The sequence below is a fragment of the Streptomyces sp. NPDC052114 genome (assembly GCF_040680155.1).
Lineage (GTDB): Bacteria > Actinomycetota > Actinomycetes > Streptomycetales > Streptomycetaceae > Streptomyces.
The window spans coordinates 42855-68725 of record NZ_JBFAWC010000003.1; the positions used below are offsets into that span (position 1 = coordinate 42855).

At 72.3% G+C, this 25871-nt stretch carries 19 protein-coding genes; 3 read left to right on the forward strand and 16 right to left on the reverse strand.

Going from position 1 to position 25871, the window contains the following annotated elements:
* Window positions 1–39: 39 nt before the first annotated feature.
* The 8 genes from AB0L89_RS07140 to rimP all read right to left on the reverse strand — a co-directional run bounded on the left by AB0L89_RS07140 (window position 40) and on the right by rimP (window position 10888).
* The gene (locus AB0L89_RS07140) at window positions 40–3666 is read right to left on the reverse strand and encodes a trypsin-like peptidase domain-containing protein (protein WP_365135718.1); all 3627 of its coding nucleotides are present in this window, start codon (window positions 3664–3666) and stop codon (window positions 40–42) included.
* A 211-nt stretch (window positions 3667–3877) separates the two neighbouring features.
* A complete protein-coding gene (truB, locus tag AB0L89_RS07145; protein WP_365135721.1) occupies window positions 3878–4783 on the reverse strand; it encodes a tRNA pseudouridine(55) synthase TruB in 906 nt (301 codons plus the stop codon).
* Window positions 4780–5229 (reverse strand): 30S ribosome-binding factor RbfA, encoded by a 450-nt coding sequence (rbfA, locus tag AB0L89_RS07150; protein ID WP_055701493.1) that lies wholly within the window; start codon window positions 5227–5229, stop codon window positions 4780–4782. Before rbfA ends, truB begins: the two co-directional genes overlap by 4 nt.
* Before the next feature lie 50 nt (window positions 5230–5279).
* Window positions 5280–5573 carry a DUF503 domain-containing protein gene (locus tag AB0L89_RS07155; protein ID WP_365135724.1) on the reverse strand — a complete coding sequence of 98 codons (294 nt, stop codon included), beginning with the start codon at window positions 5571–5573 and terminating at the stop codon, window positions 5280–5282.
* A 161-nt stretch (window positions 5574–5734) separates the two neighbouring features.
* A complete protein-coding gene (infB, locus tag AB0L89_RS07160) occupies window positions 5735–8827 on the reverse strand; it encodes a translation initiation factor IF-2 (RefSeq protein WP_365135727.1) in 3093 nt (1030 codons plus the stop codon).
* Window positions 8828–8973: 146 nt separating this feature from the next.
* On the reverse strand, window positions 8974–9264 hold the full coding sequence (locus tag AB0L89_RS07165) for a YlxR family protein (protein ID WP_079036870.1): 291 nt from the start codon (window positions 9262–9264) through the stop codon (window positions 8974–8976).
* Window positions 9265–9398: 134 nt separating this feature from the next.
* Window positions 9399–10388 carry a transcription termination factor NusA gene (nusA, locus tag AB0L89_RS07170; protein ID WP_055701497.1) on the reverse strand — a complete coding sequence of 330 codons (990 nt, stop codon included), beginning with the start codon at window positions 10386–10388 and terminating at the stop codon, window positions 9399–9401.
* A 2-nt stretch (window positions 10389–10390) separates the two neighbouring features.
* On the reverse strand, window positions 10391–10888 hold the full coding sequence (rimP, locus tag AB0L89_RS07175) for a ribosome maturation factor RimP (protein WP_365135732.1): 498 nt from the start codon (window positions 10886–10888) through the stop codon (window positions 10391–10393).
* Between the two features lie 231 nt (window positions 10889–11119).
* Between rimP and AB0L89_RS07180 the strand changes: the two genes are divergently transcribed.
* Genes AB0L89_RS07180 through AB0L89_RS07190 form a run of 3 tightly spaced genes read left to right on the forward strand, consistent with a single transcriptional unit; the run spans window position 11120 to window position 13101 of the window.
* Window positions 11120–11674, forward strand: a complete 555-nt coding sequence (locus AB0L89_RS07180; protein WP_365135735.1) for a hypothetical protein — start codon at window positions 11120–11122, stop codon at window positions 11672–11674.
* Between the two features lie 8 nt (window positions 11675–11682).
* Window positions 11683–12171: a ferritin-like domain-containing protein gene (locus AB0L89_RS07185; RefSeq protein ID WP_365137155.1), complete on the forward strand. Its 489-nt coding sequence runs from the start codon at window positions 11683–11685 to the stop codon at window positions 12169–12171.
* A 36-nt stretch (window positions 12172–12207) separates the two neighbouring features.
* On the forward strand, window positions 12208–13101 hold the full coding sequence (locus AB0L89_RS07190) for an aminoglycoside phosphotransferase family protein (RefSeq protein WP_365135738.1): 894 nt from the start codon (window positions 12208–12210) through the stop codon (window positions 13099–13101).
* Window positions 13102–13159: 58 nt separating this feature from the next.
* Here AB0L89_RS07190 and AB0L89_RS07195 read toward each other — a convergent pair whose 3' ends face one another.
* The 8 genes from AB0L89_RS07195 to AB0L89_RS07230 all read right to left on the reverse strand — a co-directional run bounded on the left by AB0L89_RS07195 (window position 13160) and on the right by AB0L89_RS07230 (window position 25682).
* Entirely contained in the window at window positions 13160–14860 is a 1701-nt protein-coding gene (locus AB0L89_RS07195; protein WP_365135741.1) for a proline--tRNA ligase, read from the reverse strand.
* A gap of 72 nt (window positions 14861–14932) precedes the next feature.
* A complete protein-coding gene (locus AB0L89_RS07200) occupies window positions 14933–15475 on the reverse strand; it encodes a GNAT family N-acetyltransferase (RefSeq protein WP_365135744.1) in 543 nt (180 codons plus the stop codon).
* Between the two features lie 73 nt (window positions 15476–15548).
* The gene (locus tag AB0L89_RS07205; RefSeq protein WP_365135747.1) at window positions 15549–16397 is read right to left on the reverse strand and encodes a GNAT family N-acetyltransferase; all 849 of its coding nucleotides are present in this window, start codon (window positions 16395–16397) and stop codon (window positions 15549–15551) included.
* 459 nt (window positions 16398–16856) lie between these two features.
* Window positions 16857–18014 carry a flavodoxin-dependent (E)-4-hydroxy-3-methylbut-2-enyl-diphosphate synthase gene (gene ispG, locus AB0L89_RS07210; RefSeq protein ID WP_365135750.1) on the reverse strand — a complete coding sequence of 386 codons (1158 nt, stop codon included), beginning with the start codon at window positions 18012–18014 and terminating at the stop codon, window positions 16857–16859.
* A gap of 231 nt (window positions 18015–18245) precedes the next feature.
* Window positions 18246–19547 carry a site-2 protease family protein gene (locus AB0L89_RS07215; protein ID WP_365135753.1) on the reverse strand — a complete coding sequence of 434 codons (1302 nt, stop codon included), beginning with the start codon at window positions 19545–19547 and terminating at the stop codon, window positions 18246–18248.
* On the reverse strand, window positions 19544–20800 hold the full coding sequence (gene dxr / locus AB0L89_RS07220; protein ID WP_365135756.1) for a 1-deoxy-D-xylulose-5-phosphate reductoisomerase: 1257 nt from the start codon (window positions 20798–20800) through the stop codon (window positions 19544–19546). Before dxr ends, AB0L89_RS07215 begins: the two co-directional genes overlap by 4 nt.
* A 77-nt stretch (window positions 20801–20877) precedes the next feature.
* Entirely contained in the window at window positions 20878–23583 is a 2706-nt protein-coding gene (gene secA, locus AB0L89_RS07225; protein ID WP_365137158.1) for a preprotein translocase subunit SecA, read from the reverse strand.
* 149 nt (window positions 23584–23732) lie between these two features.
* Entirely contained in the window at window positions 23733–25682 is a 1950-nt protein-coding gene (locus AB0L89_RS07230; RefSeq protein ID WP_365135759.1) for an acyl-CoA dehydrogenase family protein, read from the reverse strand.
* Window positions 25683–25871 lie beyond the last annotated feature (189 nt).

The window sequence follows — 25871 nt, forward strand, 5'->3', positions numbered from 1 at the left end:
CCCGCTCGCATCGGAGGGGGTGGCGGGGGTCACTCCCGGCTAGGCAGGGACCCGTACGCCGCCCGCGAGGTCGTCGATCGCGCGGCGGGCGCTCGGGCCGACCAGCGCGGCCCATTCGTGCGGCGCGGCGCCGAGCCAGCGGGCGAGGAGCGTGGCGAAGGCGGGCCGGGCGCGGGCCAGTTCGACCAGGCACCGGTCGAAGCGGGACGCGCCCTCCGGAGTGCGCACGAACAGCAGTCCGACGCGGTGCACGCGCGCACGGGCCCGGGCCTCCCCGCACCCTGTGTCCCCGCGCTCCGTGTTCCGGCACCCCGTCCCCTCGCACCCCGCGTCCCCGCACTCCCCCGCGCCGCCCGCCACCGAGCGCAGCACGCTCTCCAGGACGGCGCAGTCCCTCTCCTGGCTGAGCAGCACGTCCAGCAGCTCGGCCCGCAGGTCGCGGGAGGCGGGGGTGCCGGGCACGGCGAGCACGGGGGCCAGGGCCTCCCGTACCCGCGCGGGGCGGCTGTGCAGCAGCGCGGCCACCAGTGGGTAGAGGACGGCGCGCACGCCGGGCCCCTGTTCGAGGCGCCGGTCGATGGACGCGGCCGCGGGTCCCGCCGCTTCGGGGCGGGCCTCCACCAGGTCGTGCACGAGCGTGGCCACGCGGCGGGCGAGGGCGGGCGTGGGCACGTCGGTGAGGCCGCACAGGATGTCGTCGAGGACCGGGCCCGGCGCGTGCAGCCGGGCCCGGAAGGCGTCGAGGACCGGGTCGGGGTGGGTGCTCAGGGCGGCGGCCAGCGCGCCCGCGGGCAGCTGCGGGTCGCAGGCGGCGAAGCGGTCGAGGGCCTGCGGCAGGTGGCGGGAGCGGGTCCACGGGTCGCGGACGAGGACGGCGAGCGCGGCGCCGTGCAGGGCCTCGTCGGCGGGGCGGGCGAGCAGGGTCAGAGCGGCCCGGCGCAGGAGCGCGCGGTCGGCGTCCGCGCTGGTGTGCGGGGCGGCGAGCGGACCGTACGCGGCGGCGGCCACGCGGCGCCCGGGGCGCTCGTCGTGGGCCCAGCGGTCGACGGCGCGGCAGACGGCGGCGGGCTCCTCCTCGGCGAGGGCGGCGAGCAGCTCGTCGGCGCAGGGGTGGGCGCAGTCGACCAGCGCCTCGGTGAGGTCGTCGATGGCGCGGTGCCGGTGGGTGTGGAGCAGCGCCTGCGCGGCGGAGGCGACGGTGGCGTCGGGCGCGGCGGCCAGCGGCCGCTCGTCGGTGAACCAGCGGGCCAGGCGCGGCTGTACGCCCGCGGGGTCGGCGGCGAGCAGCTCGGCGACGGCGTCCAGGCAGCGGCCCGGGTCCCCCGGCGGTCCGTCGTGCACGACGAGCCGCCGCAGCAGCGCGAACCGCTCGCTCTCGCCCAGGGGCAGCCGCAGCCAGAATCCGGTGCCGAACTCCCCGCGCTCGGCCAGCGGTTCGAGCACCGCGAGGTAGGGGGACGCGTCCGGCACGCGCAGCAGGACCTCCGCGAACAGCTGCCGGGCCCACCACTCGGCGTCGCCCGGCCCGCCCGAACGGCCGCGCTCCCCCGGCGCGGTCGCGCCCTGGACCAGCGTGTCCGCCAGCTCGCCCAGGCGTGCGGCCAGCTCGGCGGCGCCCCACTGCCGCCCCAGGGACAGCAGCGCCTGGACGACCGGGCCGATCCGGTGGCGCGGCACCGGCAGGGGGCGCGCGGCCCGCGGGGCCGGCCTGCGGCGGCGCTGCTCGGGGACGGCGGGGTCGCGGGCCGCGTCACGGTGGCGCAGGACCAGGGTGGCCAGCGCCCCGTCCACGTCCAGATGCATCCCCTGGATCCAGTCGGCCAGCTCCTCGTGCGCGAAGCGGTAGCCGGGACCGGCCGGTACCAGCAGCCCCTCGGTGAGCACGGCCGACGCCCATCCCGTGCAGCCGTGGAACTCCGTGCCGCTCGTCCTGCCCGACAGCGCGCCCCACGGGAACACCGCCTCGAAGGAGGCCCGGTCCAGCTCCCCCTGTCCGGGGCCCAGGCACCGCCGCGCCGCCTCGTGGACCTGCCCGGACACGCGCGCCGCGAGGCGTCGCACCGCGCTGCCGCGCAGGCCGTTCGCCGCCGCGAGGCGCACCGCGACCCGCAGGCACATCAGGTCCAGATACGCGGCGAAGACCTCCTCGCGGCGCGGGGTGCCCGGCGGCGGCGCGTCGGGGCGGGCGGCCCGCACCTCGCCGAGGAGGCGCAGCGCCAGCGGATGCCGGGCGTCGGCGGCCGCGAGGGCGCCGTCGGGGATGTCGTACCGCGCGCGGGCCCGGCGGGCCTGCGGCTCCGGCAGATCGTCCAGGCGTACGTGACCGGGGAGCCCCGACCCGGTGTCCGGCCCGTGCAGCGACGCCGCGTCGAAGTAGGCCCCGGCCTGTTCCCAGTACTCGCCCCGGCAGGCCACGACGAGCCGCGTCCCCGTCCGGCCCAGCCACTGGTCGGTGCCGAGGCTCCACTCCGCGAGGCGGTGGGCGAGCACGGGCGGCATCTCCTCGGGCCCGTCGAGCAGCACCAGCAGCGGACGCCCCGCCGCCCGCACGAGCCGTGCCACCCGGTCGGCCGAGATGTCGCCGAGGTCCCCGCCCTCCGGCGCCTCCCGCGAGGCGGCCAGGATCCGTCCCGCCCGGTCGAGCGCCCGCTCCACCGCGTCGGCCACGGACGTGTCGGTGGCCCGGAGGTCGGCGCCGCGCAGCCACAGCGTGGGCGCGGGCCCGGCCCCCTTGGCCCGGCGCGCGGCGAGCGCGGCCAGTTCCGTCGTCCGTCCCGTGCCGGGGTCGCCGACCAGGGCGAGCACGCGTGCGGAGCCGTCCGCGAAGGCGGTGAACTCCCGTGTCGTATCGGGCCGTTCGACCGGTTCGCACGGTCCGGGGCGCGGTCCGTCGGACCCCGCGGAGACGGCGGTCAGGTGCAGCGCGCCCGCGAGGTTGAGGTCCTCGCCGTACGCGGGAACGGTCGCGGCGTTGTGTACGAGCAGCTCGGCGAGAGGGCCGTCCGGGTCGGCGGCGGCCGCGTCCCGCAGGGAGACGGCATAGCCGGCGGGGCGGTGCGTGAAGGGGGACTCGTCGGCCGGTGCGGCGGCGGTCGGCTGGGGCAGCAGGGCGGTGCCGAGGACGGCGAGGACGGCGCCGGAGGCGGCGTCCACGACCGGTCCGCCCGCCGCGCCGCCGCCCAGCCGCAGCGCGTCGGCGCCCTCGGTGCCGATCGCCAGCTCCAGCGCGGAGCCGACCAGATGGAAGCGGTCCGTCGCCGTGTACGTCACCTCGGAACAGCCGAGGACGCGTGCCTCGCGCCAGCCGCGCGCGGCGATCCGCACATAGGTGCCGGTCTCCACCGTGTCCCGCACGGTGACGGGCAGGGGCCGCAGCTCCAGGCCCTCGGTGCGCACGAGCGCGAGATCGGTGTCGGGCAGCGGCACGACGGCGTCGGCGGGCACCACGCAGGTCCGCTCGCCCGGCGCGTGCAGGACGACCCTGGCCAGGCCGTCGACCGCCTCGTGACTGGTGAGGACCGTGCCCTGCTCGTCGACCGCGAAGCCCGTGCCGCGCGGGCGCCCCGCCAGATCGCACAACCGCACGAGGGCCCGGTCGAGTGCGTCGGGGCCGCCGTGCTCCCCCGTGTCCCCGGTGCCCCTGGCCCGCGGGCCCCGTCCCGCCATGCTCGAACCTCCCCGGCCTGCCCCGTCCCTTCGACCGTAGGTCGGCGGTGATCAGCGGGACAGAACGCGACGCGAACGCGCCCCCTTCCGCTCCCTCGGTTCACTCCGAGCGCCTGCCCGAAGGGGTGAATCGGCGCGGGGTGATGGATACACCTCTGAAGGGGGGATCGTGGAGCGGCGGATCGCAGCCCGCCGCTCCACGACGAAAGCGTCAGGCGAAGACGGCCAGGCTCTTGGCCTTGCCCCGCGACTCCTCCGCGAGGACCACGAAGGTGCCCTGCGGGTCGAAGACGGCGACGGCGCCCACGCCCGCGTACTCCTCGGGCATGTCGATCCGGACGCCGTTGAGCAGCAGCCGGGCGCGCTTGTCGTCCACGTCCCAGCGCGGGAAGGCGCGGCCCGCGGCCTCGGCCACGGGCATCACGGTCAGCTCCTCCTGGAGCTGGTCGAGCGTCTTGGCCGCGTCGAGCTTGTAGGGGCCGACGCGGGTGCGGCGCAGCGCGGTCAGGTGGCCGCCGACGCCGAGGTCCGCGCCGAGGTCGCGGGCGAGCGCCCTGATGTACGTACCCGAGGAGCAGACGACCGAGACGACCAGGTCGAGGACGGGCGTGCCGTCCTCGGCCACCGCGTCCCGCACGTCGTACACGGTGAACGCCGAGACCTTCACCGGCCGGGCCGGGATCTCGAAGTCCTCGCCCTTGCGGGCGCGCGCGTACGACCGCTTGCCGTCGATCTTGATGGCGCTGACCTTCGACGGCACCTGCATGATGTCGCCGGAGAGCTTGGCGATGCCCGCGTCGATCGCCTCACGGGTCACCTTCGAGGCGTCGGCGGACGAGGTGATCTCGCCCTCGGCGTCGTCGGTGATCGTGTTCTGGCCGAGGCGGATCGTGCCGAGATACTCCTTCTCGGTGAGCGCCAGATGGCCGAGGAGCTTGGTGGCGCGCTCCACGCCGAGCACGAGGACGCCCGTCGCCATGGGGTCGAGGGTGCCGGCGTGGCCCACGCGGCGGGTCTTGGCGATCCCCCGCATCTTGGCCACCACGTCGTGCGAAGTGAAGCCGGACGGCTTGTCGACGATGACAAGGCCGTCCGGCGTGGTACCGCTCTTGCTCATGCTGAGGCGTCGCCGTCCGTCTCGTCCTCGGGCTTCTTGTACGGGTCCGCCTCGCCCGCGAACTCGGCGCCCGCGGAGACCTCCCGCACCTTGGCGTCCGAGAGCCGTGCCTTGTCGAGCAGGTCCTCGATGGCCCGCGCGTTGTCCGGCAGGGCGTCCGCGACGAAGGCCAGGGTCGGGGTGAACTTCACGCCCGCGGCCTGGCCGACCGCCGACCGGAGCACGCCCTTGGCGCTCTCCAGGCCCGCGGCGGCGGCCGCGCGGTCCTCGTCGTCGCCGTAGACCGTGTAGAAGACCGTGGCCTCCCGCAGGTCGCCGGTCACCCGGGTGTCCGTGATGGTCACGTGCGTCCCGAGCCGCGGGTCCTTGATCCCGCGCTGCAGCTTCTGAGCAACCACCTCTCGAATGAGGTCCGCCAGCCTTTTCGCCCGCGCGTTGTCGGCCACTGGTCCGTCTCCCTTATCCCCGGGCATTCCCTGGGCTTGTCTTGCCTTGTTCAGTCGTCGTCGCCGTGCAGCCGTCGCCGGACCGACAACAGCTCCACTTCGGGCCGGGCGGCGACGAGGCGCTCGCACCGGTCCAGTACGTCCGTGAGATGGCCCGCGTCACCGGACACCGCCGCGAGGCCGATCTCGGCCCTCCGGTGCAGTTCCTGACCGCCGACCTCCGCCGCGCTCACCGCGTACTTGCGCTGGAGTTCGGCGACGATCGGACGGACGACGGAGCGTTTCTCCTTCAGCGAATGTACGTCGCCGAGGAGCAGATCGAAGGACAGAGTCCCCACATACATGTGTGTCCGGATGTCCCGCCGGTACGGGTTCGGTGCCCCGCCAACCGCTTGGCAGGGACACCAGAACCGTACACGGAACGGCCGGGGCCGATCGACGGGATTTCCCCCGTCGACCGGCCCCGACACAGACCACTCGGTCACGACCGCCGTGCGGCGGTCGATCAGCCGCGCGGCTTCTCGCGCATCTCGTACGTCGCGATGACGTCGTCGACCTTGATGTCGTTGAAGTTGCCGAGGTTGATACCGCCCTCGAAGCCTTCGCGGATCTCGGTGACGTCGTCCTTGAAGCGGCGCAGACCCTCGATGTTGAGGTTCTCCGCGATGACCTTGCCGTCGCGGAGCAGGCGGGCCTTGGTGTTGCGCTTGACCTCGCCGGAGCGGATGAGCACACCCGCGATGTTGCCGAGCTTGGACGAGCGGAAGACCTCGCGGATCTCCGCGGTGCCGAGCTCGACCTCCTCGTACTCCGGCTTGAGCATGCCCTTGAGGGCCGCCTCGATCTCCTCGATGGCCTGGTAGATCACCGAGTAGTAGCGGACGTCGACGCCCTCGCGCTCCGCCATCTGCGCGGCACGGCCGGCCGCGCGGACGTTGAAGCCGATGACGATGGCGTCGGAGCCCATCGCCAGGTCGATGTCCGACTCGGTGACCGCACCCACGCCGCGGTGCAGGACGCGGATGTCGACTTCTTCGCCGACGTCCAGCTGGAGCAGGGAGGACTCCAGGGCCTCGACGGAACCAGAAGCGTCACCCTTGATGATGAGGTTGAGCTGCTGGATCTCGCCGGCCTTGAGCACCTTGTCCAGGTCCTCGAGCGAGACACGGCGCACGCGCTTGGCGAACGCGGCGTTGCGCTCACGGGCGGCACGCTTCTCGGCGATCTGACGGGCCGTGCGGTCCTCGTCGACGACCAGGAAGTTGTCGCCGGCGCCCGGGACGTTGGTGAGACCGAGCACGAGGACGGGGGTCGAGGGACCCGCCTCCTCCACGTTCTCGCCCTTGTCGTCGAGCATCGCGCGGACGCGGCCGTAGGCGTCACCGGCGACCATCGTGTCGCCGACGCGGAGGGTACCGCGCTGGACGAGGACGGTCGCGACGGCGCCGCGGCCCTTGTCGAGGTGGGCCTCGATGGCAATACCCTGCGCGTCCTGCTCCGGGTTGGCCCGCAGGTCGAGCGAGGCGTCCGCGGTCAGGACCACGGCCTCGAGCAGCTGGTCGATGTTCTGACCCTGGCGCGCGGAGATGTCGACGAACATCGTGTCGCCGCCGTACTCCTCGGCCACCAGACCGAACTCGGTGAGCTGACCGCGCACCTTGGTCGGGTCGGCACCCTCGACGTCGATCTTGTTGACCGCGACCACGATCGGCACGTCGGCCGCCTTGGCGTGGTTGAGCGCCTCGATCGTCTGCGGCATCACACCGTCGTTGGCCGCGACCACGAGGATCGCGATGTCGGTGGACTTCGCACCACGGGCACGCATGGCGGTGAACGCCTCGTGACCGGGGGTGTCGATGAAGGTGATGGCACGCTCTTCGCCGTTCACCTCGGTCGCGACCTGGTAGGCACCGATGTGCTGGGTGATGCCACCGGCCTCGCCCGCGACGACGTTCGTCTTGCGGATCGCGTCGAGCAGTCGGGTCTTGCCGTGGTCGACGTGACCCATGACGGTGACGACCGGCGGACGGGACATGAGCGCCTCTTCGCCGCCCTCGTCCTCGCCGAACTCGATGTCGAAGGACTCGAGCAGCTCGCGGTCCTCCTCCTCGGGGCTGACGATCTGAACCGTGTAGTTCATCTCGTCGCCGAGGAGCTGCAGCGTCTCGTCGGAGACGGACTGCGTGGCCGTGACCATCTCGCCGAGGTTCATCATGACCGCGACGAGCGACGCCGGGTTGGCGTTGATCTTCTCCGCGAAGTCGGTGAGGGACGCACCGCGCGACAGGCGAACGGTCTCGCCGTTGCCGCGAGGCAGCATCACGCCGCCGACCGACGGGGCCTGCATGGCCTCGTACTCCTGGCGCCTCTGCCGCTTCGACTTGCGACCGCGACGCGCGGGACCGCCGGGACGGCCGAAGGCGCCCTGCGTGCCACCACGGCCACCCGGACCACCGGGACGGCCACCGAAGCCGGGACGACCGCCGAAGCCGCCGCCACCACCGGGACGACCGGCACCGCCGCCGCCACCGGGACCGCCGGGACGGCCGGCGAAGCCGCCGCCACCGCCACCGGGACGACCCGCGAAGCCGCCGCCACCGGGACGACCGCCGCCGCCACCCGGACGACCGCCGCCGCCGGGACCACGGCCACCGCCGGGGCCGCCGCCGGGACGCGGGCCCGCAGCGGGACGCTGCGGCATCATGCCCGGGTTCGGACGGTTGCCGCCGGGGCCGCCGCCGGGACGCGGAGCCTGCGGACGGGGCATGCCGCCCGGGGTCGGACGGGCGCCGCCCTGACCCTGCGGACGGGGAGCGCCGCCGGGACCGCCCTGGCCGCCCTGCGGGCGCGGGGCGCCACCGGGGCCGCCCTGGCCGCCGGGACGCGGGGCACCGCCCGGACGGGGCGCCTGCGGGCGCGCCATGCCGGTGGAGCCACCAGAGGTGAAGGGGTTGTTGCCCGGACGCGGACCCGCGGGACGGGCACCGCCGGGACGGGGAGCACCCTGGCCACCGGGGCGCGGGGCACCACCCTGACGGTCACCGCGACCGCCCTGGCCCTGACCACCCTGACCCTGGCCGGGGGCCGGACGGCCACCGGGCTTCGGGGCACCCGGACGAGCGCCCGGGCGGGGGGCCTGCGGCGCCGCGGGAGCGGCGGGCGCGGCCGGCGGAGCGGTGAACTCCGGGGCGGACGGCGCCGGGGAGGCCGGGGCCGGCTTCGGCGCGGGCGGCTTCGGGCCGGGCGTCGGGCGCGGGCCCGGGGTCGCCGGGGAGGCCGGAGCCGCGGGCTTCTCGGCCGCGGCGGGCTTGGGCGCAGGCTTCGGCGCGACCGGACCCGGTCGGGCGGCCTGCGCGGGAGAGGGCGCCGACGGGGTCGGCGGCTTGGGGGCGGCCTTGCGCGGCGCCCCGGGCTTGGCGGCGGACTTGCCGTTGCCACTGCCCTGCTGGAATGCGTCAGTCAGTTTGCGTACCACGGGCGCCTCGATCGTCGAGGACGCCGAACGTACGAATTCACCGAGTTCTTGGAGCTTGGCCATGACGACCTTGCTCTCCACGCCGAACTCCTTGGCGAGTTCGTATACCCGGACCTTAGCCACTTCGCTCCTTTTAGGTCCGGGTTACGCCGGACCGTCGCTACTTCATGGGCGTACTCATCGCGTACTCATCGAGTGCTCATCGCAATCTCGACCTACTTCCAACTCGCGAGGTACCAGGGCCGCACGGGGTTCCGTACGACCGCGTCTTACGGTGTTGCCTGCTGGGCAACTGTCTCGACAGCCCGGCGCAACGCCTCCGTGTCGAGCGGTCCCTGGGCACGGAAGGCCCGGGGGAACGCCCGGCGGCGGACCGCCAGGTCCAGACAGACCAGGGCGGGGTGTACATACGCACCCCGGCCGGGCAGCGTACCGCTTGGATCGGGGACGCAGGCGTCCTCCATCGCCACGATGCGCAGCAGATCGCTCTTGGCCGCTCGCTCCCGGCACCCCACACAGGTGCGCTCAGGGCGTGCGCGGGCATGCGTCCGGCCAGACACGCTTAAGTCTACCTCCCCGCACCGACCTCACCCCTTTGGGGCAAGAATCGAACGGCTACTCGCCACATACTGTCGTGATCCAAGCCATGACCGCCCGGAATTTATTCCCGGCGGCCACCGGCCCGGCGGACCCGCTACTGGTCGGCGGGCTGCTCGGTGTCGGGCCTGATGTCGATGCGCCAGCCGGTGAGCCGCGCGGCCAGGCGGGCGTTCTGCCCCTCCTTGCCGATCGCGAGCGACAGCTGGTAGTCCGGCACGGTCACCCGGGCCGAGCGGGCGGCGAGGTCGACGACCTCGACCTTGCTGACGCGGGCCGGGGAGAGCGCGTGGGCGACCATCTCGGCCGGGTCGTCGGACCAGTCGACGATGTCGATCTTCTCGCCGTTCAGCTCGCCCATGACGTTGCGCACACGGCTGCCCATCGGGCCGATGCAGGCGCCCTTGGCGTTCAGACCCGAGCGGGTCGAGCGGACCGCGATCTTGGTGCGGTGGCCGGCCTCGCGGGCGATGGCCGAGATCTCGACGGAACCGTCGGCGATCTCCGGGACCTCCAGCGCGAAGAGCTTCTTCACCAGGTTCGGGTGCGTGCGCGAGAGGGTCACCGACGGGCCGCGGACGCCCTTGGCCACCCGGACGACGTACGAACGAAGGCGCATCCCGTGCGGGTACTCCTCGCCGGGGACCTGCTCCTGCACCGGCAGGATGGCCTCCAGCTTGCCGATGTCGACCAGCACGTTCTTCGGGTCGCGGCCCTGCTGGACGACGCCCGTGACGATGTCGCCCTCGCGCCCGGCGTACTCGCCGAGGGTCGCGTCGTCCTCGGCGTCGCGCAGACGCTGCAGGATGACCTGCTTGGCCGTGGTCGCGGCGATGCGGCCGAAGTCGGACGGGGTGTCGTCGAACTCCTTGGGCTCCTGGCCCTCTTCGAGGTCCGCCGGGTCCTCCGTCGCCCACACCGTCACATGGCCGCTCTCGCGGTCCAGCTTCACGCGCGCGCGGCGGAAGCTGCCGTCGGTGCGGTGGTAGGCGATGAGGAGGGCCGACTCGATCGCCTCGACAAGCAGGTCGAAGGAGATCTCCTTCTCCCGGACCAGACCCCGCAGGGCACTCATGTCGATGTCCACGGCTACGCCTCCTCTTCCTTCTTGTCCTTGCGGTTGAACTCGACCTGCACGCGCGCCTTGTCGATCTCGTCGAAGGCGATGCGGCGGGTGGTGGGCTTGCGGCCCTTCACGCCGGGGACCTCCAGGTCGAGCCCCTCGTCGTCCACGGTGAGGATGCGGGCGATCAGCTCGCCGCCCTCGGTGAGCTGGAACTTGACCAGGCGGTCGACGGCGCGCACGAAGTGGCGGTGCTCGCTCAGGGCGCGCTCGGCGCCGGGCGAGCCGACCTCCAGGTCGTACTCCCCCTCGCCCATGGCGTCGGTCTCGTCGAGCTTCGCGGAGAGCGCCCGGCTCACGTCCGCGATCTGGTCCAGGTCCACGCCGTCCTCGGAGTCGATGACGACTCTCAGCACCCGCTTGCGTCCGACCGAGGCCACTTCGATCTCTTCGAGATCCAGGTCCTGGGAGGTCACGAGCGGTTCCAGTAGTTGCCGCAGCCTCTCGCTCTGGGTGGTGCTCATCCGGGTGACTCCTCGGCCGCGTGTGCTGTTGTGGGATCGTCGCGTGTCAGGTCAAAGGGTATCCGGTCCGAAGGGGTGTTGCCGCCCACCGGCGGGAGGACTCGGGCCCCGGCACCGAGCCGATCGCCGGGAGCGGGGCGGTCCGAAGGTACGGTGATCACCGGGCCCGCGCCCACCCGTTCTTCCCTTCCGTTCCTTTCTCGTTCACGCCTTTTGGCCTTCCTTCCGAGGATGTCTGCCGTGCCGCCGTATCTCACCACCCCGCGGTCCCGTCCGGGCCCGCGCCGAAGGAGTCTGCTCACCGGGGCCGCCGGCGTCACGTCGGCCGCGCTGCTCGCGGGCTGCACGGACGCCACCGACACCGACGAACGCCCCTCCGCGGCCCGGCGCCTGCGCGCCCGCGCCGCCAAGGACAGCAGGGTGCTCCTCGGGCGCTACGACGCGGTGCTCGCCGCGCATCCCTCGCTCGCCGGGCGGCTCGGGCCGCTGCGGGACGAGGTGCGGCGGCACGCGGAGGCGTTCGAGGACGACGGGGCTCCGGCCTCCCCCTCGGCGAAGCCGTCCGCTTCCGCCCCTGCCTCCGCCTCCGCGAAGCCCTCGCCCGCGCCGTCCGTGGCGTCCGACCCGAAGCGGGCCGTACGCGACCTGGCCAAGGCCGAGCGCGAGCTCGCCGACCGCAGGTCCGAGGCCCTGCTCGACGCCCCGGCCGAGCAGGCCAGGCTGCTCGCCTCGGTGGCCGCCGCGGGCGCTGCCCACGCCTATCTGCTGACGGAGGACGACAAGTGAGCCGCGCGATGGTCCCGAACGGCTCCTCCCGGGCCGCCGAGGACGAGGAGCTGAAGGCCGTGCAGGCCGCCCTGAGCGCCGAGCACGCGGCCGTGTACGGCTACGGCGTCGTCGGCGGCCGGATCGGCGAGGCGCGCCGGGCCGAGGCGCGCACGGCGTACGACGCGCACCGCGCCCGGCGCGACGAGTTGCAGCGCACCGTCCGTGACCTGGGCGGCGAGCCGCAGCCCGCCGACGCGGCCTACGCCCTGCCGTTCCCCGTGCCGGACTCCGCGGCGGCCGTGCGGCTCGCGGCGGAGCTGGAGGACCGGGTCGCGGGCGTCTACTCCGACCTCGTCCGCGCCGCCGCGGGCACCCGCCGGGGCAGCGCGGCCGCGGCCCTGCGCGAGGCCGCGGTCCGGGCGGCGCGGTGGCGGGGCGGGAGCGTAGCCTTCCCTGGGCTCGCCGAGCGGTCCGCCGCGTCCGGCTCGACGGCACCGGCGACCCCCAAGGCGTAACCGGGCCAGGACGTCCAGGAAGGGAACGACTCGCGCATGGCTTTCGAACCGCCCCAGCGCCTCGTCACGGCACTCGGCGAGACGGCGCAGGACGGCGACGACTGGCTGGAGAAGCTGCCCGAGGCAGCCGAACAGGCCGTCGCTCTACGCGAGTTGACCGTCGAACGGATGCACGTCCCCGGTGGCCGCAGCGGGCTCGTGCTGCTGGTGAAGCTGGCCGACGGCACACCCGCCGTGCTCAAGCTCGTGCCGCCCCGCTCGCGCCCCGGCAGCGAGCGGGCCGCGCTCGCGCACTGGGGCGGCCTCGGGGCCGTCCGGCTCCTCGACCCGGACGCCGCCGACGGGGCGGTGCTGCTCGAACGGCTGCACAGGGACGTCTCCGTGCGCTCGCTGCCCGAGGCCAAGGCGCTCCTGGAGGCCGCGGGGACGCTGCGGCGGCTGTGGGTCGAGCCGCCCGCCGGCCACCGCTTCGAGACCGTCGCCGAGCGGACGGGGCGCCAGGCCGAGGCCATGCGGGCCGCCGCCGACGCGGAGGTCGCGCCGCTGGTGGACGCGGCGCTGGCCGCCCGCGACGAACTGCTCGCCGCCGCGCCCGAGGCCCGGCTGCTGCACGGCACCTTCCGGCAGAGCAAGGTCCTCGCCGGGGACCGGCTGCCGTGGCTGGCCGTGGGGCCCGACCCCGTGGTGGGCGAGCCCGCCTTCGATCTGGCGCGGCTGGTCCGTGACCGGGTGGAGGACCTGATCGCCTCGCCCTCGGGCGCCTCGATCACGCGACGGCGTGTGAAGAAGCTCGCCGAGTCCCTGGAGGTGGACCAGGAACGGCTGCGGGGCTGGACCTTGTTCCGCGCGGTCGAGTCGGGGGTCCGGGCCCGGCGGGTCGGGCGCACGCAGGACGCGGAGCTGCTCCTGGAGTTCGCGGGCTGGCTGTAGCGGTACGCGAGAGGGCGCACCCCGTGCGGGGTGCGCCCTCTTTCGTGTGCGGGGGCCGTCAGGCGGTGAGGCGGGCGATCGCCTCGTCGACCGTGAGCTCCTCGCGCTCGCCGGTGCGGCGGTCCTTCAGCTCGACGACGCCGTCACCGGCGCGGCGTCCCGCGACCAGGATCTTCGGCACACCGATCAGCTCGGAGTCGGTGAACTTCACGCCCGGGGAGACGCCAGGACGGTCGTCGACCAGGACCCGGACACCGGCCGCGGCCAGCTTGTCCGAGACCTCCAGGGCCAGCTCGGTCTGCAGGGCCTTGCCCGCGGCGACGACGTGGACGTCGGCCGGGGCGATCTCCTCGGGCCAGATCAGGCCCTTGTCGTCGGCGTGCTGCTCGGCGAGCGCGGCGACGGCGCGCGAGACGCCGATGCCGTACGAGCCCATGGTCACGCGGACCGGCTTGCCCTGCTGCCCGAGCACGTCGAGCTGGAAGGCGTCGGCGTACTTGCGGCCGAGCTGGAAGATGTGGCCGATCTCGATGGCGCGGTCCAGCTTGAGGCCGGTGCCGCACTGGGGGCACGGGTCGCCCTCCTGGACGACGACGACGTCGACGTACGCGTCGACCTCGAAGTCGCGGCCCGCGACGACGTTCTTCGCGTGCACGCCGTCCTTGTTGGCGCCGGTGATCCAGGCGGTGCCGGGGGCGACGCGCGGGTCGGCGAGGTAGGTGACCTTCTCCAGGCCCTGCGGCCCGACGTAGCCGCGCACGAGGTCGTCGCGGCCCTCGAAGTCCTCGGCCGTGACCAGCTCGACGGCGGCCGGGGCGAAGTGGGCCTCGACCTTGTCCATGTCGACCTCGCGGTCTCCGGGGACGCCGACGGCGACGATCTCGCCGTCCACCTTCACCAGGAGGTTCTTGAGCGTCGCGGACGCCTCGACACCGAGGTGCGCGGCGAGCGTCTCGATGGTCGGGGTGTCGGGGGTGGGGATCTCCTCGGCGGCGGGCACACCGGCCGCGTCGACCGGCTTCAGGGCGTAGGAGACCGCCTCCGTGTTCGCCGCGTAGTCGCAGTTCGGGCAGTCGGCGAAGGTGTCCTCGCCGGCCGCGGCCGGGGCGAGGAACTCCTCCGACTTCGAGCCGCCCATGGCGCCGGCGGTGGCGGCGCAGATGCGGTAGTCGAGGCCGAGGCGGGCGAAGATCTTCTGGTACGCGGCGCGGTGCAGCGCGTACGACTGGGCGAGGCCCTCGTCCTCCAGGTCGAAGGAGTACGAGTCCTTCATCAGGAACTCGCGGCCGCGCAGGATGCCGGCGCGGGGGCGGGCCTCGTCGCGGTACTTGGTCTGGATCTGGTAGAGGATCACCGGCAGGTCCTTGTAGGACGTGCACTGGTCCTTGACCAGGAGGGTGAAGATCTCCTCGTGGGTGGGGCCGAGGAGGTAGTCGCCGCCCTTGCGGTCGTTGAGGCGGAAGAGCTCCGCGCCGTACTCGGTCCAGCGGCCGGTCGCCTCGTAGGGCTCCTTGGGCAGCAGGGCGGGCAGCGAGACCTCCTGGGCGCCCATGGCGTCCATCTCCTCGCGGACGACGCGCTCGACGTTGGCGAGGACCTTCTTGCCCAGCGGCAGCCAGGACCAGACGCCGGCGGCGGTACGGCGTACGTAACCGGCGCGGACGAGGAGCTTGTGGCTCAGTACCTCGGCGTCCGCCGGGTCGTCGCGCAGGGTCTTCGCCATCAACCGGGACATGCGCTGGACCTGGGCCTTGGCCATGATTCTTGACTCCTGCTGCGAAAGGTTGGTCCCAGGAGGTTATCCGGCGCCCCGCCCCGGTCGGAAATCGATTCAGCGGTGACGGTGCAGGGGCAGGGGGGCGCCCATCACCGCGTACGGCTTGGGGGCGCTGGGGAACAGGACGCGGCGGGCCAGGTCCGCGTACCCGAGCGAGCGGTACAGGCCGCGGGCCGGGCTCTCCACGTCGATGGCGGACAGGATCGAGCGGGGCTCGGCGACGCCGTCCGTGATGGTGGTGATGAGCGCGCGTCCGACACCGCGGTTCTGGTGGCCGGGGTGGACGTGCAGTTCGGTGATGACGAAGGAGTCGTCCAGCCAGCCGTCCAGGTCACGGCTGCGCAGATAGGGCTCGACGACGGTCGACCACCAGTGGGCGCGGTCGTTGGGCATGCCGTAGACGAAGCCGACGAGCCGGTCGTCGGGGGTGGTGGCGCCGAAGGCGCGGGCGCCGGGGTAGGTGAGGTGACGCAGCACGATCTGCCGTCGTACGGCCACCTCGTCGTCACTGAGACCGAAGGCGTGGGCCTGGACGCGCAGCGCCTCGTCGACCCGCGCGGCGAGGTCGAGCGGCCCGATCACGACGTCGTCAGTCATGGGGCGACCCTACTTCGCGCCGCCGCGCTTCTGAACAGGGCGCTCGGCGGGGCGGGGCACGGTGTCGGCCGGTTCAGAACAGGACGCTCATGAACGCGCCGACCTCCTGGAAGCCGACCCGTCGGTACGCCGCCCTGGCCGCGGTGTTGAAGTCGTTGACGTAGAGGCTGACGACGGGGGCGACGTCCGCGAGGGCGTAGCGCAGGACGGCGGCCATGCCGGGGGCGGCGAGGCCGCGGCCGCGGTACTCGGGGGCCACCCAGACGCCCTGGATCTGGCAGGCCTGTGCCGTGGCGGCGCCGATCTCGGCCTTGAAGACGACCTTGCCGTCCTGGTCGAGGCGGGCGAAGGAGCGGCCGGAGCCGACGAGTTCGGCGACGCGGGCCTGGTAGAGGAGTCCGCCGTCGCCGGCCAGCGGCGAGACGCCGACCTCCTCGGTGAACATCGCGACGCACGCCGGCATGATCGTCTCCATCTCGTCCTTGCGGACGCGACGGACGTACGGGTCGGGGACGACGTCGTCCGGGAGGCGGTCGGCGACCATCAGGGGCTGCTGGGCGCGGACCTCGCGGGCGGGGCCCCAGGACGGTTCGAGCAGGCGCCACAGCTGGGCCGTGGGGCCCGCGGGACCCACGATCGAGGAGCAGCGGCGGCCTGCCCTGCGGGCGCGGTCGGCGAAGCCGCGGACGGCCCGTGGGGTGGCGCAGATGGGGACGAGGTTGGCTCCCGCGTAGCAGAGGGACTCCAGCATGCCGTCCTCGTACCAGCCCCACATCTCGCCGCCGAGGCGCCAGGGGTCGAGGCCCGCCACCTGGACGCGGGCGGTCACGAAGGCGTTCGCGACCGGCTCGCGGTCGAGCACGGCGAGCGCGGCGTCGAGGTCACTCGGTTCGAGGACCCGGGTGGTGGTCTGAGTCAACACGTGCGGGGGCCTCACCATACGGTCTGCTGATCTCCGCACTGTACCTGGCGGGGGCGCCTTGTGCGGGGGCGCCTTTTGTCTGTGGGGGCCGCCCTGGGTGCGCGGGTGCGGCCCGGGTGCGGCCCGGGGTCCTTTCGCCGCTGCGCGGCGTTGCTCCCACCCACCCACCCGTTCGCCCCGCGACGTCGGGTGGGAGTAGGGGCGGGTGGGTGGGTGGGTGAGGTGTCGCGGCTCCGGACCGGGGCGGGTGGGTGCTGCCTCGGTGGCCTCGGGTGCGGCAGGGGCTGCCCGGCCGCGTCCGATGGGGCAGGAGGTGCCCGGCCGCCTCCGATGGGGGGCTCCCGGCCGCGTCCTACGGGGCAGGACGTGCCCGGTGGCCCCCGGTGGGTGGAGAGGGCGGCTGTGGACATGCGGGTGCCCCGCCGCTTCGGGAGCGGCGGGGCACCGGGGCGTGTGGGGTCAGCCCGCGACCGAGATCGTCGGTTCGCCGGACTCGACGCCGTCCTTCTCCATCTGCTCGGCGATCTTCATCGCCTCGTCGATGAGGGTCTCCACGATCTTGGACTCGGGGACGGTCTTGATGACCTCGCCCTTGACGAAGATCTGGCCCTTGCCGTTGCCGGACGCGACGCCGAGGTCGGCCTCGCGGGCCTCGCCCGGGCCGTTCACGACGCAGCCCATGACGGCGACGCGGAGCGGGACCTCCATGCCGTCCAGGCCCGCGGTGACCTCTTCGGCGAGCTTGTAGACGTCGACCTGGGCGCGCCCGCAGGACGGGCAGGAGACGATCTCCAGGCGGCGCTGGCGGAGGTTGAGGGATTCGAGGATCTGGATGCCGACCTTGATCTCCTCGGCCGGCGGGGCCGACAGGGAGACGCGGATCGTGTCGCCGATGCCCTCGGAGAGCAGCGCGCCGAAGGCGACGGCCGACTTGATCGTGCCCTGGAAGGCGGGGCCGGCCTCGGTGACGCCGAGGTGGAGCGGGTAGTCGCACTGGGACGCGAGCTGGCGGTAGGCGTTGACCATGACCACCGGGTCGTTGTGCTTGACCGAGATCTTGATGTCCCGGAAGCCGTGCTCCTCGAAGAGGGACGCCTCCCACAGGGCCGACTCGACGAGGGCCTCGGGGGTGGCCTTGCCGTACTTCTTCAGGAGACGGGCGTCCAGCGATCCCGCGTTGACGCCGATGCGGATCGGCGTACCCGCGTCCTTGGCGGCCCGCGCGATCTCCTTGACCTTGTCGTCGAACTGCTTGATGTTGCCGGGGTTCACACGGACCGCCGCGCACCCCGCGTCGATCGCCGCGAAGACGTACTTCGGCTGGAAGTGGATGTCCGCGATCACCGGGATCTGGGACTTCCGCGCGATCGTGGCGAGCGCGTCCGCGTCGTCCTGCGTCGGGCAGGCCACCCGCACGATCTGGCAGCCGGACGCGGTCAGCTCCGCGATCTGCTGCAGCGTCGCCCCGATGTCGGACGTACGCGTGGTGGTCATCGACTGCACCGAGACCGGCGCGTCCCCGCCTACGGCCACCGAACCGACCTGGATCTTGCGGCTGACCCTTCGGTCGGCGAGCTTGGTCGGAACGGACGGGATTCCGAGCGATACGGCAGTCATCTGGCGAGCATCCCCAAGAGTGTGGATCACTGTGTGTGGATCAGGGTCCCGAGATCGGCGGGCTCCGGACTCCGAGATTACGGCACCCCGGTGGAGCCGGGCACATCACGGCCACAACTCCACTCAATGGTGGGCGGCCCGCCACATAGGGTGCCGGGCCGCCGCAAACTTCTCGTTACCGGGACTTCTTCCCGCGGACGTCCGCGTTCCGCCGACGTCCTGCGCGCCTCGTCAGGAGATGCGCACGGGGTTCACCACGTCCGCGATGAGCACCAGGATCGTGAAGCAGATGAAGATCCCCGCCACCACGTAGGCGACCGGCATCAGCTTCGCGACGTCGAAGGGTCCCGGGTCGGGACGGCGCAGAACCTTGGCCGTATTCCGCCGCACGGACTCCCACAGGGCGCCCGCGATGTGGCCGCCGTCGAGCGGGAGCAGCGGCAGCATGTTGAAGAGGAACAGCGAGAGGTTGAAGCCCGCGATGAGGAACAGCATCATCGCGATCTGGTTCTCCGGCGGGATGTCCAGGGTGAACACGTCGCCGCCGACGCGGGCCGCGCCGACCACGCCCATCGGGGAGTCCTGCTTGCGCTCGCCGTCGCCGAACGCCGCGTCCCACAGGTCGGGGATCTTGGACGGCAGGGCGATGATCGACTCGACGCCGTTCTCCATCATGTCGCCCATGCGGTCCACGGACTGGCCGAAGGACTGCTGGACGATGCCGCTGGCGGGGGTGAAGCCGAGGAAGCCCGCGTTCACGTACTTGCCCTCGACGTAGGCGCCGTCGCCGTCGGTCTTGGTGACCTGGTTCTTGATCAGGGTCGCGTGCAGGTCGAGCTTCTTGCCGTCGCGCTCGACCGTGATCGTGGCCGGGCCGATGGTGTCGCGGATCTTCGACTGGAGCGTGGACCAGTCGTCGACGGCCTGCCCCTGGAACGCGACGATCTTGTCGCCGGCCTTGAGGCCCGCCGCCTTGGCCGGGGCGACCTGGTCGCCCTTCGCGCACTTGTCGCGGTTCTCGCTCTGCTGGATGACGCAGTCCGAGACCTTGCTGACCTGGGTCGTCTGGCTGTTGATGCCGAACGTCATCATGACGCCGAGGAAGATCGCCACGGCGAGGACCAGGTTCATGAAGGGGCCCGCGAACATCACGATCACGCGCTTCCACGGCTTGCGCGTGTAGAAGAGGCGGGACTCGTCGCCGGGCTGGAGTTCCTCGAAGGCCGCCGAGCGGGCGTCCTCGATCATGCCGCGCCACGGCGACGTGGAGCGTGCCTCTATGCGGCCGTCCGCGCCCGGCGGGAACATGCCGATCATGCGGATGTAGCCGCCGAGGGGGATGGCCTTGATGCCGTACTCGGTGTCGCCCTTCTTGCGCGAGAAGAGGGTCGGGCCGAACCCGACCATGTACTGGGGCACGCGGATGCCGAACATCTTGGCGGTCGACAGGTGCCCCAGCTCGTGCCAGGCGATCGAGAAGAGCAGCCCGATCACGAAGACGACTATCCCGAGGATCATCATCAAGGTCGTCATGCACGAGCCTCCGCGGTCGTCTGTGCTGCCAGTTCACGTGCCCGAGCACGCGCCCAGGTCTCCGCCTCGAGGACGTCCGCGACGGTCAGGGAGGTTCCCGCGGCCGGTGTGCCGTGCTCCTCCACGGTCCGCGTCACCGTCTCCATGATGCCGTTGAAGGGCAGCGCGCCCTTCAGGAACGCGTCGACGCACTCCTCGTTGGCGGCATTGAACACCGCCGGGGCCGTGCCCGCGAGCTCCCCGACGTGCCGGGCGAGCCCGACCGACGGGAAAGCGTCGTTGTCGAGGGGGAAGAACTCCCAGGTCGACGCCTTCGTCCAGTCGAAGGCGGGAGCGGCGTCGGGGATCCGCTCGGGCCAGCCGATGCCGACGGCGATCGGGCCGCGCATGTCGGGCGGCGTGGCCTGGGCGAGCGTCGAGCCGTCGGTGAACTCCACCATGGAGTGCACGTACGACTGGGGGTGGACCACGACCTCGATGCGGTCGAAGGGGATGTCGTACAGCAGGTGCGCCTCGATGACCTCCAGACCCTTGTTGACCAGGGTCGCGGAGTTGACGGTGATCACCGGGCCCATGGCCCAGGTGGGGTGCGCCAGGGCGTCCTCGGGGGTGACATCGGCGAGATCGGCCTTCGTACGTCCCCGGAAGGGGCCTCCGGAGGCGGTGACGACCAGTTTGCGTACGTCCGCGCGCGTGCCGGCTGCCAGCGCCTGGAAGAGCGCGGCGTGCTCGGAGTCGACCGGGATGATCTGGCCGGGCTTGGCGATCGCCTTGACCAGGGGGCCGCCGACGATGAGGGATTCCTTGTTGGCGAGCGCGAGGGTGCGGCCCGCCTCCAGAGCGGCGAGCGTCGGCGCGAGGCCGATGGAGCCGGTGATGCCGTTGAGGACCGTGTGGCAGTCGGAGGCGGCGAGCTCGGTGGCGGCGTCGGCCCCGGCCAGGATCTCGGGGAGCGGCTCCCCCGCGTACTGGTCCCGGAGGGCTTCGCGCAGCGCAGGGACGACGTCCTCGCGGGCGACCGCGACGGTCTTCACGCGCAGCCGGCGCGCCTGCTCCGCGAGGAGGCCGACGCGGCCGCCCGCGGCGGAGAGCCCGGTGACGCGGAAGCGGTCCGGGTGGCGCTGGACGAGGTCGATGGCCTGGGTGCCGATCGAGCCCGTGGAGCCGAGGATCACGAGATCCCGCGGACCGTCTCCCGTCAGGGGGTCGAAGACGAGGTGCGGGTCGGCGAGGGGGGATGGGCTGTCGCTCATCCCCCCATTGTGGCCGCACGGGCGGCCCGGCCGGACAGCGCGGGCCCCGATAGCGCGTACGTGGCGTACGGCGGCGGTCAGCGCCGCTTGCCGCGGCGGTCCGCGGGCGCCGCGTCGGCGGCCGTGAAGTCGCCCTCCATGACGCCCTCCGCGGTGTCCATCGTCGGCGCGCTGAAGTGCAGCCGGGCGTCGGCGCGGCCCGCCCCGAGGCCCTTGGCGCTGATCTCCACGGCGTCCCGCTGGGCCTGTTCCTGGGGCTCGACCTGGACCTCCAGGTTGAACAGATAGCCGACGGACTCCTCCTTGATGGCGTCCATCATCGCGACGAACATCTCGTACCCCTCGCGCTGGAATTCGAAGAGGGGGTCCCGGCCGAGGTAGGACCGCATCCAGATGCCCTCCTGGAGGTAGTCCATCTCGTAGAGGTGCTCGCGCCACTTGCGGTCGAGGACGGAGAGCACGACGCGGCGCTCCAGTTCGCGCACGACGTCCTCGCCGAGCGCCCGTTCGCGCTCCTCGTAGCGCGCGTGGATGTCGTCGCGCAGGGCCTCGGCGATCAGTTCGGCGCTCACGTCGGAGCGGTGGCCCGCCTCCTGGTCGAGGTCCTCGGTGGTCACCCGCACGGGGTACAGCTGGCGGCAGGCGCTCCACAGCCGCTCCAGGTCCCACTCCTCGGCGAAGCCCTCGGCGGTGGCCGCGGCGACGTACCCCTCGACGGTGTCGTCCATGAAGTGGTGGATCTGCCCGCGGAGGTCCTCGCCCTCCAGGACGCGGCGGCGCTCCTGGTAGATCAGGCCGCGCTGGCGGTTGAGGACCTCGTCGTACTTGAGGACGTTCTTGCGGGTCTCGAAGTGCTGCTGCTCGACCTGGGACTGGGCGGAGGCGATGGCGCGGGTCACCATCTTGTTCTCGATGGGGACGTCGTCGGGGATGTTGGCCATCAGCATGACCCGCTCGACCAGCTCGGCGCGGAACAGCCGCATCAGGTCGTCGCCGAGGGAGAGGTAGAAGCGGGACTGGCCGGGGTCGCCCTGGCGGCCGCTGCGGCCGCGCAGCTGGTTGTCGATGCGGCGCGACTCGTGGCGCTCGGTGCCGAGGACGTAGAGGCCGCCGAGCTCCTTGACCTCGGTGTGCTCGGCCCGCGCGGCGGCCTCGGTGCGCTCCAGGGCCGCGCGGTAGCTGTCGGGGGCCTCCTCCGGGGTGAGGCCGCTCTCCTTGAGCTCGGCCTCGGCCATGGCCTCGGGGTTGCCGCCGAGCATGATGTCGGTGCCGCGGCCCGCCATGTTGGTGGCGACGGTGACGGCGCCCCTGCGGCCGGCCTGCGCGACGATCTGTGCCTCGCGCCGGTGGTTCTTGGCGTTGAGCACCTCGTGCCGGATGCCGCGCCGGTTGAGCAGCGCGGAGAGGTGCTCGGACTTCGCCACGGAGACCGTGCCGACGAGGATCGGCTGGCCCGCGTCGTGCCGCTCGACGATGTCCTCGACGACCGCGCCGAACTTCACGGACTCGTCGCGGTAGACCACGTCGGGCCGGTCGGCGCGGACCATCGGTTTGTTGGTGGGGATGGGCACCACGTGGAGTTTGTAGATCTGGTGGAACTCGGCGGCCTCGGTCATGGCCGTGCCGGTCATTCCGGAGAGCTTTTCGTAGAGGCGGAAGAAGTTCTGCAGGGTGATCGTGGCGAGCGTCTGGTTCTCGTCCTTGATCGTGACGCCTTCCTTGGCCTCGATCGCCTGGTGGACGCCCTCGTTGTAGCGGCGGCCGGCGAGAATGCGGCCGGTGTGCTCGTCGACGATGAGGACCTCGCCGTCGGTGACGACGTAGTCCTTGTCCTTCTTGAAGTGTTCCTTGGCCTTGAGCGCGTTGTTCAGCTGGCCGATGAGGGGCGTGTGGGCGGAGTCGTAGAAGTTGTCGATGCCGAGTTGGTCCTCGAGGAATTCCACGCCGCTGTCGAGGACGGCGACGGTACGTTTCTTCGGGTCGTACTCGTAGTCGTGCGCGGCGCGCAGCTCGGCGAGTTCGAGTTTGCGCTGCGGGGTCGTGAACTTCTCCTCCTGGATCGCGACGCCCTTCATGTTCCGTACGACGGCGGCGAAGAATCCGTACCACTGCGTGGGCTGGTCGGCCGGGCCGGAAATGATCAGCGGGGTGCGGGCCTCGTCGATGAGGATGGAGTCGGCCTCGTCGACGATCGCGAAATGGTGTCCGCGCTGCACGAGTTCGCCCTTCGACCAGGCCATGTTGTCGCGCAGGTAGTCGAAGCCGAATTCGTTGTTGGTGCCGTACGTGATGTCGCAGGCGTAGGCCTCGCGGCGCTCGGCCGGGCTCATCTCGGCCCTGATGACGCCGACGGTCAGGCCGAGGAAGCGGTAGGCGCGGCCCATCCACCGGGCGTCGCGCGCGGCCAGGTAGTCGTTGACCGTGACGAGGTGGACGCCCTTGCCGGTGAGGGCGTTCAGATAGGCGGGCAGCGTCGCGGAGAGGGTCTTTCCCTCGCCCGTCTGCATTTCCGCGACATTGCCGAGGTGGAGCGCGGCGCCGCCCATCACTTGGACGTCGAAGTGGCGCATGCCGAGGGTGCGCCGGGCGGCCTCGCGGACGGTCGCGAAGGCCTCGGGAAGCAGGTCGTCGAGGCTCTCGCCTTCGGCGTACCGATCTTTGTAATCGTCGGTGAGGGCGCGCAGTTCCTCGTCGGAGAGTTCCTCGATGTCGCCCTCGACGGAGTTGACGAGATCCCTGATGCGTTCCAGCCTGCGGAGCATGCGGCCCTCGCCGGCGCGCATGATCTTTCCGGTGAGACGCTCCAGTTTGAGGACGGACACCGAAATCCCCCCTGGGTTCGCCGGCCGGTCCGCCCATTGTGGGCGGGGGCACCACACACATCAAGCGGACCGGTTTCGGCTGGGGCGGAATGCGGTGGGGGTGACGGCTTTCAGCGAATGGGGCGGTGGACGTTCTCGTGTTTCGAGGGTCCGGGGGCCGCTTCCGCGATCCACGGACCGTCTCCGGAGGGGTCGATGATCCCCGATTCGAGCCAGGTGTACGTTCCCGAGAGAACTCCCTTGACGACCTTGCGGTCCAGTTCGTCGGTATTGGTCCACAGCCGGTCGAAGAGTTCGTCGGTCCGAATGCGGGCCTGGCGGCAGAAGGCGTCGGCGAGCTGGTACGCCTCGCGGCCGTAGTCCTCGGTGGTCCGCAGGAGTTCGGCGCGGACGCACGCCGCGCTCATCGCGAAGAGCTCGGCGCCGATGTCGACGACCCGGCCGAGGAAGCCCTGCTTGGTCTCCATCTTTCCCTGCCAGCGGGACATGGCGTAGAAGGTGGAGCGGGCCAGCTTGCGGGCGCCGCGCTCGACGTAGCGGAGGTGACCGGAGAGGTCGACATGCCCCTCCGGGTGGAACTCGGCGTACGAACGCGGGAGTTGACCGGGGCCCGCGACCAGCTTCGGCAGCCACCGGGCGTAGAAACCACCGGCCTTGGCGCCCGCCTTCGCCTTGTCGGACAGGGACTTGTCCGGGTCGATGAGGTCGCCCGCGACCTTGAGGTGGGCGTCCACGGCCTCACGCGCGATCAGCAGGTGCATGATCTCGGTGGAGCCCTCGAAGATGCGGTTGATGCGCAGGTCGCGCAGGATCTGCTCGGCGGGGACGGCGCGCTCGCCGCGGGCGGCCAGCGACGCGGCGGTCTCGAAGCCGCGCCCGCCGCGGATCTGGACGAGCTCGTCGGCCATCAGGCAGGCCATCTCGGAGCCGTACAGCTTGGCGAGGGCGGCCTCGATGCGGATGTCGTTGCGGTCCTCGTCGGCCATCTGCGAGGAGAGGTCGAGCACGGCCTCCAGGGCGAAGGTCGTCGCCGCGATGAAGGAGATCTTCGCGCCGACGGCCTCGTGGTACGCGACCGGCTTGCCCCACTGCTCGCGCGCCCCCGACCACTCGCGGGCGATCTTCAGGCACCACTTGCCGGCGCCGACGCACATCGCGGGCAGCGAGAGGCGGCCCGTGTTGAGCGTGGTGAGGGCGATCTTGAGGCCCGCGCCCTCGGGGCCGATGCGGTTGGCGGCCGGGACGCGGACCTGGTGGAAGCGGGTCACGCCGTTCTCCAGACCGCGCAGGCCCATGAACGCGTTGCGGTTCTCGACGGTGATGCCCTCGGCGGCCGCCTCGACGACGAAGGCCGTGATGCCGCCCTTGTGGCCCTCGGACCTCGGTACGCGCGCCATGACGACGAGCAGATCGGCGACGACGCCGTTGGTGGTCCACAGCTTCACGCCGTCCAGTACGTAGTCGTCGCCGTCGGGCACGGCCGTCGTGGCGAGCCGCGCCGGGTCGGAGCCGACGTCCGGCTCGGTCAGCAGGAAGGCGCTGATGTCGGTGCGGGCGCACCGGGGCAGGAAGGTGTCCTTCTGCTCCTGGGTGCCGAAGATCTTCAGGGGCTGCGGTACGCCGATCGACTGGTGCGCGGAGAGCAGCGCGCCGATCGCGGGGTTCGCGGAGCCGACCAGGGCGAGGGCCTTGTTGTAGTACACCTGCGTGAGGCCGAGCCCGCCGTACTTGGTGTCGATCTTCATGCCGAGCGCGCCGAGCTCCTTGAGCCCCTCGACCACCTCGTCGGGGATCTGCGCCTCACGCTCGATGCGGGCGGAGTCGATCTTCGTCTCGCAGAAGTCGCGGAGCTTGGCGAGGAACTCCTCGCCGCGCTGCGCGTCCGGGCCGGGGGGCAGCGGGTGCGGATGGATCAGGTCGAGCCGGAAGCGGCCGAGGAAGAGTTCCTTGGCGAAGCTCGGCTTGCGCCAGTCCTGCTCACGAGCGGCCTCGGCGACCTGCCTGGCCTCTCGTTCGGAGACCTTCGCCCGGTTCTCGGGTGCGGGGGATGTTGCGGACATGAGGTTCACCTCGCCGCGTGTCGGGGCCACCGGCCCGGCTCGTTACCGACCGGTGCTACTCGATCGTATGTACCCGATCCAGGGCATCCCGGCCAGCCCTCGCGCAGCATCCGGCCGGACCGGACCGGCCGCCGCGCCGGCCGGAGAGGGCCCCGCATTCCGCCGCTCGTCCGCAAAGGACTTTGTCGG

What these genes read in the sequence shown, in the direction of transcription:
- AB0L89_RS07215 (WP_365135753.1), bottom strand. Translation starts at nt 19,547, where the DNA reads ATGACGACCTTGATGATGATCCTCGGGATAGTCGTCTTCGTGATCGGG.
- truB (WP_365135721.1), bottom strand. Translation starts at nt 4,783, where the DNA reads ATGAGCAAGAGCGGTACCACGCCGGACGGCCTTGTCATCGTCGACAAG.
- AB0L89_RS07140 (WP_365135718.1), bottom strand. Translation starts at nt 3,666, where the DNA reads ATGGCGGGACGGGGCCCGCGGGCCAGGGGCACCGGGGACACGGGGGAG.
- AB0L89_RS07180 (WP_365135735.1), top strand. Translation starts at nt 11,120, where the DNA reads ATGTCTGCCGTGCCGCCGTATCTCACCACCCCGCGGTCCCGTCCGGGC.
- AB0L89_RS07155 (WP_365135724.1), bottom strand. Translation starts at nt 5,573, where the DNA reads ATGTATGTGGGGACTCTGTCCTTCGATCTGCTCCTCGGCGACGTACAT.
- secA (WP_365137158.1), bottom strand. Translation starts at nt 23,583, where the DNA reads ATGCGCGCCGGCGAGGGCCGCATGCTCCGCAGGCTGGAACGCATCAGG.
- dxr (WP_365135756.1), bottom strand. Translation starts at nt 20,800, where the DNA reads ATGAGCGACAGCCCATCCCCCCTCGCCGACCCGCACCTCGTCTTCGAC.
- AB0L89_RS07195 (WP_365135741.1), bottom strand. Translation starts at nt 14,860, where the DNA reads ATGGCCAAGGCCCAGGTCCAGCGCATGTCCCGGTTGATGGCGAAGACC.
- AB0L89_RS07200 (WP_365135744.1), bottom strand. Translation starts at nt 15,475, where the DNA reads ATGACTGACGACGTCGTGATCGGGCCGCTCGACCTCGCCGCGCGGGTC.
- AB0L89_RS07185 (WP_365137155.1), top strand. Translation starts at nt 11,683, where the DNA reads ATGGTCCCGAACGGCTCCTCCCGGGCCGCCGAGGACGAGGAGCTGAAG.
- AB0L89_RS07190 (WP_365135738.1), top strand. Translation starts at nt 12,208, where the DNA reads ATGGCTTTCGAACCGCCCCAGCGCCTCGTCACGGCACTCGGCGAGACG.
- AB0L89_RS07230 (WP_365135759.1), bottom strand. Translation starts at nt 25,682, where the DNA reads ATGTCCGCAACATCCCCCGCACCCGAGAACCGGGCGAAGGTCTCCGAA.
- rimP (WP_365135732.1), bottom strand. Translation starts at nt 10,888, where the DNA reads ATGAGCACCACCCAGAGCGAGAGGCTGCGGCAACTACTGGAACCGCTC.
- ispG (WP_365135750.1), bottom strand. Translation starts at nt 18,014, where the DNA reads ATGACTGCCGTATCGCTCGGAATCCCGTCCGTTCCGACCAAGCTCGCC.